A 10,471-nucleotide genomic window follows, 5' to 3' on the forward strand; every position below is an offset into this window, starting at 1 on the left:
CGATCTCACGACCCGGCGTCGCGAGATTGAAACGTGCGATGAAGAACCGGAACAGGCCGTAGTACAACGCGAAGTACACCAGGCCGATCGGCAACAGCAACAACGGCTTGGTGGCCTTGCTGAAGTTCAGCACGTAGTCGAACAGGCCGGCCGAGAAGCCGAAGCCGAGCCGCACGTCGATCGCATCCATGAACGCCATCGCCACGCCGGTCAGCACGGCGTGGATTGCGTAGAGCACCGGCGCGAGGAACATGAACGAGAACTCGATCGGCTCGGTCACGCCGGTGAGGAAAGAAGTCAGCGCCATCGAGAACAGCAGGCCGGCGACGGCGTTCCGCTTCTCGACCGGCGCCGAGCGGTACATCGCCAGACACGCGGCCGGCAGGCCGAACATCATCACCGGGAAGAAGCCCGACATGAACGCGCCCGCATCGGGGTCGCCCGCGAAGAAGCGCCCGAGGTCGCCGGTCGCGCCGTTGAAGTCGCCGACCAGGAACCAGGCGACGTTGTTGAGCAAATGGTGGAGGCCGGTGACGAGGAGCAGCCGGTTGAGCACGCCATAGACGAACATGCCCGCGCCGCCGGATTCGACCACCGCGTGGCTCGCCGCATCCAGCGCCGAGCTGATGTGCGCATAGCCATAGCCGATCACGCCGGCGAACAGCAGCCCGGCGATGCCGGCCGCGATCGGCACGAAGCGACGGCCGCCGAAAAAGGCGAGATATTCGGGAAGCGCGATGGTCGCGAACCGGTTGTAGAACTTGCCGCCGATCAGGCCGGAAATGATGCCGATCGGCACTTCGAGCCGGTCGACCTGCCCCGTCGCCCATGCCTGCGCGGCAACCTTGGCGGCGGCGTCGGGAAGGCCGGCGACGACCTCCGGCGGCGCGATCAGGAACGTCTGTGCGCCGGTAGTCGCGACGAGATAGCAGGTGACGCCCGCCAGCGCCGCGGCGCCGTTGCCGTCGCGCGCGAAGCCCACCGCCACGCCGATCGCGAACAGGATGCCGAGATTGCCGAAGATCGCCGTACCAGCGGCGGAGACGAAGGCGATGTCGAGCAGATCGGGCTGGCCGATGCGCAGCAACAGGCCGGCGATCGGCAGCACCGCAATCGGAAGCATCAGCGCGCGGCCGAGCGGTTGAAGCGTTTCGAGGATCTTTCTCATGCGGTCTTCTCCTCGAACGCGCGGGCCAGCGCGCGGACTTCGGCAGCGGAGCTGCATTGCAGCGCCCGTTCGGCATGGGCCCGGGCATCCGCCAGCGTCAGGCCGCGCACGATGGCCTTGGCTTCGGCGACGAAGCCGGGAACGGTCGAAAGCTCGGTCACGCCGAGCCCGACCAGGATCGGCACCGCCGCCGGGTCGGAGGCGAGGCCGCCGCACACGCCGACCCAGCGGCCCCCAGTGATAGCGCGGCGGCAGGTTTCGGCGATCATCCGCAGCACCGCGGGATGCATCGCATCAATGCCCGAAGCGACTGCCGGATTGCCGCGGTCCATCGCCAGCACATATTGCGTCAGGTCGTTGGTGCCGATCGACAGGAAATCCGCTTCGGCGGCGAGCAGGTCGGCGGTGATCGCGGCGGCCGGGGTCTCGACCATCACGCCGACTTCCACGGTGGACTCGATCCCCATTTCGCCGCGCAGCCGGTCGACCAGCTCACGCACCGCACGCACCTCGCTCACGCTCGCCACCATCGGCAGCATGATGCGGCACTGGCCCATGGGCTGGACGCGCAGGATCGCGCGGATCTGGGTTTCGAGCAGGTCGCGATGCGCCAGCCCGACGCGGATGCCGCGCAGGCCGAGCGCCGGGTTCTCCTCGGCGCCGAACGGGACGTATGCGGCGGGCTTGTCGCCGCCGATATCGAGCAGGCGGATGATGACCGGCTTGCCCGGCAACGCTTCGGCGATGCCCTGATAGGCGGCATGCTGTTCATCCTCCGACGGTGCGTCGTCGCGATCGAGGAACAGGAATTCGCTGCGCACCAGCCCCGATCCCTCGGCGCCCTGCGCGGCGGCGGCCTTCGCATCCTCGACGGTGCCGAGATTGGCGAACAGCTCGATCCGCACGCCGTCTGCGGTATGACAGGCATCGCCTGCCGTGGCGTGCGCGGCTTCGCGTCGCGCGTCGCGCCTGGCGAGCCGCACCGCAAAGGCTTCGGTATCGGCCTGCGACGGGTCGGGCGTGACATGGCCGGCTTCGGCGTCGAGCAGCAGCATCGTGCCGTCGCCGATCGTATCGAGCGCGCCGCCCATGGCGACCAGCGCGGGCAGGCCCATTCCGGCGCACAGGATCGCGACGTGCGAGGTCGGTCCACCGCGCGCCAGGCAGATGCCCGCCGGCTTGCTGGCGGCAATGGTCACGAGCTGCGAGGGCAGCAGGTCTTCGGCGACCAGGATCGCGCCGGCCGGAACCGCATCGGCTTCGGCCGGCGCGCCGATCAGCACGCCCAGCACCTGCCGCTCGATATCGACGAGGTCGTCGGTGCGCTCGATCAAATGCGCATTGCCGGTCGCCTTGAGCGCGGCGATCTGATCGTGGATCGCACCGCGCCAGGCAAAGCCCGCGCTGCTGCCCGCGGCGATGCGGGCTTCGGCGCCCGCTGCCAGCTCGGGATCGTCGAGCAGCGCGAGATGCGCGCCCATCACCGAAGCGACGCTGCCGCCCGCGCTTTCCGCCCGTGCGCCGATCCGGGTGCGAACCGCGCTCCGCGCAGCGTCGAGCGCCGCGCGTTCGACATCGGCACCTTTGCCCTCGCGTTCCACCGCGATCGCGGTCTGGCGCAGCCGCGCGGCGGGGCCCATCGCCAGACCAGGCGAAGCGATCACGCCGCCGATCTGTCCCGGGCCGAGCGCCGGCGCGGTGGGCACTGCGGTAGCGACCGGCGTCGCAGCAGGTGCGCCTTCGCCCATGTCGGACCCGAGCAGCGCGACGATCGCGGTCAGCGCTGCCTCGGCGTCGCTGCCGCGTGCCTGCACCACCAGCTCGTCGCCCAGCCGCGTGCCCAGCGCGAGCAGCGCCACAGTGCTCCGCGCATCCCCGCGCTTGTCGCCGTGAAGCAGGTGGACCTCAGCCTCGAACTGGCGCGCGCATTCGCCCAGCCGCGCGGCGGGGCGGGCATGGATGCCATGCGGCAGGACGAGCTTCACCCGCTCCTCGATCACCGTGCCGTCGTCGGACCAGCGGCGCGCTTCGGTTCGCGCCGGGGCGAGCGCCATCAGCTCCTCATGCGCGCCGACCGCGCGGCCGGTGACCCGGCGGGTGATCGTGAACGCCTCGGCATTGGTGACGATCACCGGCGTGATCAGGCTGGTCGCGCCGAGCGCCACCGCATCCATGTCGAACCGGATCAGCGGATCGCCGCGCGCGACGGTCGCGCCCGCGGCGACGAGCGGGGTGAAGCCGCGCCCTTTCAGCGCGACGGTGTCGAGGCCGATATGAATCAGCACTTCCGCGCCCTCGGCACTGCGCAGCGAGACCGCGTGACCCGATTCGTGCAGCGTCACCACCTCGCCGTCAAAGGGTGCGCAGACCGTGTCGCCCAGCGGCTGGATCGCGACTCCGTCGCCCATCATCCGCTGCGCGAAGACCGGATCCGGAACGCTGTCGAGCTGCGCCGCCCAACCTCGCAGCGGCGACGTGATAATCAATGCCATCCTTCCCCCGGCTCTGTTATTGCGCCGCGCGGGCGAATTCTGTTTCTTGCGTCAGCGGTTCGCCGCCGATCCATGTACCACGCGGCTGCAACTGCGCGTCGAGCCACACCCAGTCGGCCCGCATCCCGGCGGCGATCGCGCCGTGCGCGTCGAGCGAGAGGAAGCGCGCGGGTGTGCCGCTAGCCATCACCGCTGCCTCAGCTACATTGAGGCCGGTCACCTCGACCGTGTTGCGCAGCGCCGAAGCCATGTCGAGATGGGTACCCGCCAGCGTGCCGTCCTCGAACAGGCAGACGCCGTCGCGGACCATGATCCGCTTGCCCTGGAGCATGAACTCGCTGGCGTCGGTGCCGACGCTGGGCATCGCGTCGGTGACGAGCATCAGCCGCCCGGTCCCCTTGGCGCGAACCGCCAGGCGGACCACCGCCGGGTGGAGGTGCGCGTCGTCGACGATCATCCCGCACCACGCATCGGAATCGAACGCTGCCCCGACGGCGCCAGGATTGCGGTGGTGCAGCGGCGACATCGCGTTGAACAGATGGGTGAAGCCGGTCAGCCCCGCCCGAATCGCGCGCTGCGCCTCGTCATAGGTCGCGTTGGTGTGCCCGGCGCTGACGATCACACCGTACCTCACCAGCGTCCGGATATCGTCCGCGTCGCACAGCTCGGGCGCCAGCGTCAGCGTCACCCGGCCGCGGCGCGGCGCGGTGAGCAGCGCCAGCGTATCGGCGTCGAGCCGGCGGATGCGCCGCGCCTCGTGAATGCCGCGCTTCACCTCGTTGATGAATGGCCCCTCGACATGGATGCCGACCACGCCCGGCACGCCCTGCTCGATCGCCGCGTCGACCGCAGCCAGCGCCGCCGCGATCTGCTCCGGCGTATCGCTGATCAGGGTCGGGAGGAACGCCGTCGTGCCGAAGCGCGCATGCGCCGCCCCGATCGCGGAGATCGCATCGACATCGACCTGGTCGTTGAACAGCACCCCGCCGCCGCCATTGACCTGGGTGTCGATGAAGCCGGGCAGCAGCCAGCCGCCCTCGAGGTCGATCGCGTGCTCGCCGCCGCCCTGGCCCGCGGGCGCGAGCGCGGCGATCATCCCGTCCGCGATGGTCACATCCGCGCCGTCGAGCACCCGCTGCGGCGTGACGATCCGGCCGTTCTCCAGTCGAATCCTCATAGCGTTTCCGTAACCTTGTTGAGATGCGGCGGCGAATCGGGATCGCAGCCGCGCGCAAGGGCCAGCGCGTTCGCCATCTTGTAGAAGCTCTGGATCAGCAGGATCGGCTCGATCGCCGGATGCGCGGCGATTGCGGGAAGGCCGGCCTCCGGCGCAGCGGGGTCTGCGATCAGCACCTCCGCGCCGCGGCTGCGGAACTCGGCTGCGGTCTCGCGCACGCTGGCCCCCGCCCGGTCGCTGCTGGCGAAGGCGAGGACGTGGAACGCCTCGTCCACGATCGCCATCGGCCCGTGCCGCACCTCGGCAGCGCTGAAGCTCTCGGCATGGAGCGCGCAGGTTTCCTTGAACTTGAGCGCGGCTTCCTGCGCGACGCCATAACCATAGCCGCGGCCCAGCACGAACAGGCCGGGCGCATCGGCCAGCGCGGTGACAGCGGCCGACCAGTCCAGTGCGAATGCGCGCTCGAGCTGCGCGGGCAGGGCATCGACGCCCTCGGCCAGCGCGGCGTCCTCGGCCCATGCGGCGACTAGCGCGGCGATGGCGGCGAGCGAGCAGATATAGGATTTGGTCGCCGCGACCGATCGCTCCGGGCCGGCCTTCAGCGGGATCACCACGTCCGCCAGCGCGGCGAGCGGCGCATCCTCGGCATTGACCATCGCGACGACGAACGCCCCGGCCTTGCGCTGATGCTCGACCGTTGCGAGCAGGTCGGGGCTCTTGCCCGATTGCGAGACGGCGAGGCACAGGCGGTTCCCCGGCACCACCGGCGCATCATAGAGCGAGGCGACCGAAAGCGCCGCGGACGCGGTCGGCACACCGGTCAGCGTCTCGATCAGATATTTGGCATAGGTCGCGGCATGGTCCGACGATCCGCGCGCGCAGGTGACGACCACCGCCGGCGGCGATGCGCGCAGCCTTGCTGCGACCTGCGCGATGGCGTCGCGATTCGCCGTCAGCATCCGCGACACCGCGGCGCCGGCCTCGGCTGCCTCACGCTCCATCAACGTCCCCGTACTCGCCCCGGCCGCGTTCGGCACCATTCCCGCATCTCTCCAAAGGTCCCGGCTGGTCCAGCCGCTCAAGTTGGTACTATATAGGTTATATTGGTCTCATCAAGAGGTATGTTCGGGACATTAGATCTTGATGATCCAGCCCTTGCGCCGCAGCCACTCCATCGCTCCCCAGATTAGCACAAGATAGATCAGCACCGGCAGCAGCGAGGCGAGCGGATCCCCGATCGTCGCGCGGGTCGCGTGGAAGGGGATCAGCAGCAGGTCCCAGGTGACCACCCCCGAGGTGACCTGATGCAGCGTATAGGCAGCGATGGCGTTGGCGCCGAACGCCAGCATCGCCGTGGCGGCGAGGCCCGGCACACGCCCCTCGCGGTCGATCACCTGGTGGAGGGCCGCCAGCGTCAGCACGGTAAGGCCCGCCGTCACCAGCACGAACGGGCTCGACCAGATATCCTTGACGATCGGGAAGGCGAAGCTCCACGCGATCCCGGCGGCCAGCATCGCTGCGCCCGCGATCAGCAGCTGGCGCGTGCGCTGCCCTTCGCGCTTCAGCAGCAGCTCGCCGATCGCGATGCCGATCAGGCCCTGCGCGATCGCCGGCAGCGTGCCGAGAATGCCTTCGGGATCATAGCCTTCCGGCCCCTTCACATAGAGATGGTTGCCGAGCAGCACGCGATCGACCGACGCGACGAAATTATGCCCGCGCTGCCAGATGTCGTTGGGCAGCCCGTCGAGCGCAGGCGCGAGCGTGAGCGGCCAGTACCCGATCAGCAGCACCGCGATCAGCGCCAGCCGCACGCGCGGCCCCGCATAGAGGAACAGCAGCGCGCATGCGCCATAGACCAGCCCGATCCGCTGCAGCACGCCGAACAGCCGCCAGTCGCGGTCGCCGAAATCGGCGAACCAGTAGAGGTTGGAGAGGATGAAGCCGAGCAGGATCAGCCGCGCCGTGCGGCCGAGGATCGGGCCGGCCGGCACAACGCCCGCGCCGCGCCGGCGCAACGAGAAGGGGATGGCGATCCCCACCATCGTCAGGAACGCCGGGAACACCAGATCCGCGAGCGTCAGCCCCTCCCACGACTTGTGCAGCAGGATCGGCGCGACATCCGCTTGCGCCCCATATTTCATCCCCGCCGCCGAGTTGACGAGGATCATTCCCGCCACCGTCAGGCCGCGCAACACATCAAGCGAAATCAGACGCATGGCATCTCCCCCATTCTGCCATCCAGTGCTTCGACGTAATTTCGTTACGCCGCCATAAATTTGCAATGGACAGACCGCTCTATTTGTAGTCTATTGGTAATAGTCCAATTACGCAATTGGTCTCATAAAAGGGCCGATCGAACGGTCCCGGGGGTCAGAGGGAAGGAAATCGGGGAATGATCGGATCGACGGTCACGGCGGCGGGGGCGCGCTACAATTTGTTCCACGGGATCTGCATCGCCGCGCTTGCCAGTGCGCTCGCGGCGCCGGCATCGGCGCAGGACGCAGCCATCCAGGCGGCCGCGGCGCAGGAGGCCGGGGACGAGGACGTCGTCATCACCGGCGCCCGCCGCAATCTCGAATCGGCGCAGAACCGCAAGCGCAACGCCGACACGGTGGTCGATTCGATCACCGCCGAGGATATCGGTTCCTTCCCCGACAAGTCGGTGGCCGAGGCACTCCAGCGCGTGCCCGGCATCACCGTCAACCGCTTTGCCGGCACCGACGACACCGCGCACTTCTCGGCCGAGCCCTCGGGCGTCATCATCCGCGGCCTCAACCAGGTGCGCTCGGAATTCAACGGCCGCGACACGTTCAGCGCCAACTCCTCGCGCGGGCTGAGCTGGCAGGACATCTCGCCCGAACTGCTCGGCGGGATCGATACCTACAAGAACCAGACCGCCGACCTGATCGAGGGCGGCATCGCCGGCACGGTCAATTTGCGCACGCGCCTGCCGTTCGACAGCAAGGGGCGGCTGATCTCGATCTCGGTCAAGAACACCTATGGCGATATCTCGAAGAAATCGACGCCCGAGGTTTCGGGGATCATCTCCGATCGCTGGGATACCGGGATCGGCGAGATCGGCCTGATGATCAACGGCGCCTATTCGCACGCGATCACGTCCAGCCACGGCGTGCAGTTCGAGCGCATGGGCATCTTCGACAACGTGTTCGGCCCGGGGAAGCAGTATATCCCCAGCGGCATCTACCTGCGCGAGAACGAATATGACCGGAAGCGCTACGGCGTTTCGGCGGCGTTCCAGTGGCAGTCCAAAGACGAATCGATGGAGCTGATCGGCCAGTACAATCGGTCGCAATACGACAATAGCTGGCGCGAGTTCGCGGTCTTTTCGAGCGCTTTCTACGGCGATCTCTACGGTCGGCCGAGCGATTTCATGTACACCAATGCCGAGCAGATCGGGCCGCTGCAGGGAACGGGGCCGTTCAAGTTCGACAGCGACGGCGATTTCCTCAGCGGCTGGTGGTCGGCGCCGCGCCCCTATGTCGGTGAGGGCGACGAGAATCGCGGCCTCGGCCTCAACCAGGCCGGCCAGGCCTTCTTCAACCGCTGCTATGCCTGGGAAGGCTGCACCAACCCGCAACGCGCCCCGCAGCTCGATACCCAGGCCAATGCGCTGCGCAACAAGCAGATCACGCAGGACTTCGGCCTCAAGTTCCGCTGGGACATCGCCGAGCGGTTGCGCCTGACGCTGGACGGTCAGTATCTCGATTCGAGCGTCAGCAACTACAACGCGTCGGTCACCGCGCGCAGCTATGCGAACACCTTTGTCGATCTGACCGGCAAATATCCGCGGCTCCAGTTCACGCCGACGGTCGCCGACAACATCAACCTGTCGCCGGGCGGCTTAGTCAACGCCAACAACTATCATTATTACTCGATCACCGATCACACCGAGGACAGCAACGGCCAGGAGGTCGCGCTGCGCGCCGACCTCGAATATGAGGTGGATTCGGGCTGGCTCGAGGCGATCAAGGTCGGCGCGCGCTATGCCGATCGCGACCAGACGGTGCGCTGGGGCGCGTATAACTGGGCCAACATCTCCAACAACTGGACGTATACCCAGGCGCCCTATTTCAACGTGGACAAGCCGATCTATGGCGCGAACAGCAACCAGATCCACAATTTCGGCAGCGGGTTCTTCGCCGGCAATCAGATGAACCACCACTCGTTCGTGTTCTTCAACATGGACAAGCTCGAGAATCGCGGGGACCTCGCCAAGGCGCTGGGCCGTCCGTCGATCGGGGTGGGCGACTATTATCCGGTCTGCTCGCGTCAGGGATATCGCGCCGGCGAGACGATCGCCCACGACTATGGCTGCTATCTGCCGAGCGAAGTCCACAAGGTCAGCGAGCGCACGGTCGCTGCCTATGCCATGGCCAAGTTCGGCGGCGATGGCCTGACGATCGGCGATGTCAGGGTGTCGGGCAATGTCGGCGTGCGCCTGGTGTGGACCAAGAATGCGACGGTTGGCGCAGCGACCTTCGCCAATCCGTTCACGGCGAGCGAGCAGGTCTGCGATTACGGAACCGACCCGAGCACCGGGCGGCCCACGGCGACCTCGGGCTGCGTCATCGGCGCGGGCGAGATCGCGTTCAACAACGGCGCGACGGTGGCCGGCACGTCCAACGTCAACCATTTCCATGCGCTGCCGAGCTTCAACATCAAGTTCGACCTGACCGACAAGCTGGTGTCGCGCTTCGCCTATTCGCGGGCGATGTCGCGGCCGGACTTCGGCCTGCTGCGCAACTTCCTGACGGTCAGCCGGCTCTCGCCGGACGTGAACGATTTCAACAATCCCCGGGTGACGCGCGATGCGGCGGGGCGGGCGATCGCCTATGACTGGGAATATACCGGTCAGATGGGCAATCCCCGGCTCAAGCCGATCACGGCGGATCAGTTCGACCTGACGCTCGAATATTATTTCTCGCCCAACGGCTCGCTGACGCTGACCGGCTTCTACAAGCAGTTCTACGATTATATCCAGGCGGGGTCGTATGACCTCACGGTCGCCAACAACGGCGTGACCGAGACGGTTCGGGTCACCGGCCCGATGAACGGGGATGGTGCCGCCATCTATGGCGGCGAAGCGTCGTTCCAGACCTTCTTCGACTTCCTGCCCGCGCCGTTCGACGGGTTCGGGATCCAGGCCAACTACACCTATGTGAAGAATGACGGGATCGAGACCGTTGCGCTGACCAACGAGACCGCGGGGGGCATTGCGGGCGGCGGCATCCAGTTCAACACCTCGGCAGTGAAGGCCAATGCGTTGGAGGGCGTCTCCGAGCACAGCTTCAACATCGTCGGCATGTACGAGAAGGGCAAGCTATCGGCGCGCGTCGCCTATAACTGGCGCTCGAAGTTCCTGGTGACGGCGATCGACTGCTGCGTCGGCTTGCCGATCTGGCAGGAAGCGACCGGCTATCTCGACGCGTCGGTGCGGTTCCGCGCGACCAACACGATCGAGTTCATCGTCGAAGGCACCAACCTGCTCGGGACCGATACCGTGCTCAAGCAGCAGGTGGATTCGACCGGGCTGCTCAAGGACAATGCCTGGTTCAAGAACGACCGCCGCTTCCAGATCGGCGCGCGGCTGACCTTCTGACCTGAGCGCCGGCG

Annotated in this window: 6 protein-coding genes; 1 reads left to right on the forward strand and 5 read right to left on the reverse strand. The window is 67.2% G+C overall.

Going from position 1 to position 10,471, the window contains the following annotated elements:
• The 5 genes from VGD28_RS12715 to VGD28_RS12735 all read right to left on the reverse strand — a co-directional run.
• Positions 1–1,168 (reverse strand): PTS transporter subunit EIIC (locus tag VGD28_RS12715; protein ID WP_331028715.1); only part of this gene is annotated, 1,168 nt, incomplete at its 3' end.
• Complete coding sequence (gene ptsP / locus VGD28_RS12720; protein WP_331028716.1) at positions 1,165–3,660, reverse strand: phosphoenolpyruvate--protein phosphotransferase; 2,496 nt, start codon at positions 3,658–3,660, stop codon at positions 1,165–1,167. The genes ptsP and VGD28_RS12715, both read right to left, overlap by 4 nt.
• Before the next feature lie 16 nt (positions 3,661–3,676).
• Positions 3,677–4,837, reverse strand: a complete 1,161-nt coding sequence (gene nagA, locus VGD28_RS12725) for an N-acetylglucosamine-6-phosphate deacetylase (protein ID WP_331028717.1) — start codon at positions 4,835–4,837, stop codon at positions 3,677–3,679.
• Positions 4,834–5,838, reverse strand: coding sequence for an SIS domain-containing protein (locus tag VGD28_RS12730; protein WP_331028718.1), 1,005 nt, complete (start codon positions 5,836–5,838; stop codon positions 4,834–4,836). Before VGD28_RS12730 ends, nagA begins: the two co-directional genes overlap by 4 nt.
• Before the next feature lie 132 nt (positions 5,839–5,970).
• Positions 5,971–7,053 (reverse strand): acyltransferase family protein, encoded by a 1,083-nt coding sequence (locus VGD28_RS12735; RefSeq protein ID WP_331028719.1) that lies wholly within the window; start codon positions 7,051–7,053, stop codon positions 5,971–5,973.
• A 176-nt stretch (positions 7,054–7,229) separates the two neighbouring features.
• Between VGD28_RS12735 and VGD28_RS12740 the strand changes: the two genes are divergently transcribed.
• Positions 7,230–10,457 carry a TonB-dependent receptor gene (locus VGD28_RS12740; protein ID WP_331028720.1) on the forward strand — a complete coding sequence of 1,076 codons (3,228 nt, stop codon included), beginning with the start codon at positions 7,230–7,232 and terminating at the stop codon, positions 10,455–10,457.
• Positions 10,458–10,471: the final 14 nt, after the last annotated feature.

Origin of the sequence: Sphingomonas sp., assembly GCF_036402235.1 — a bacterium.
Lineage (GTDB): Bacteria > Pseudomonadota > Alphaproteobacteria > Sphingomonadales > Sphingomonadaceae > Sphingomonas.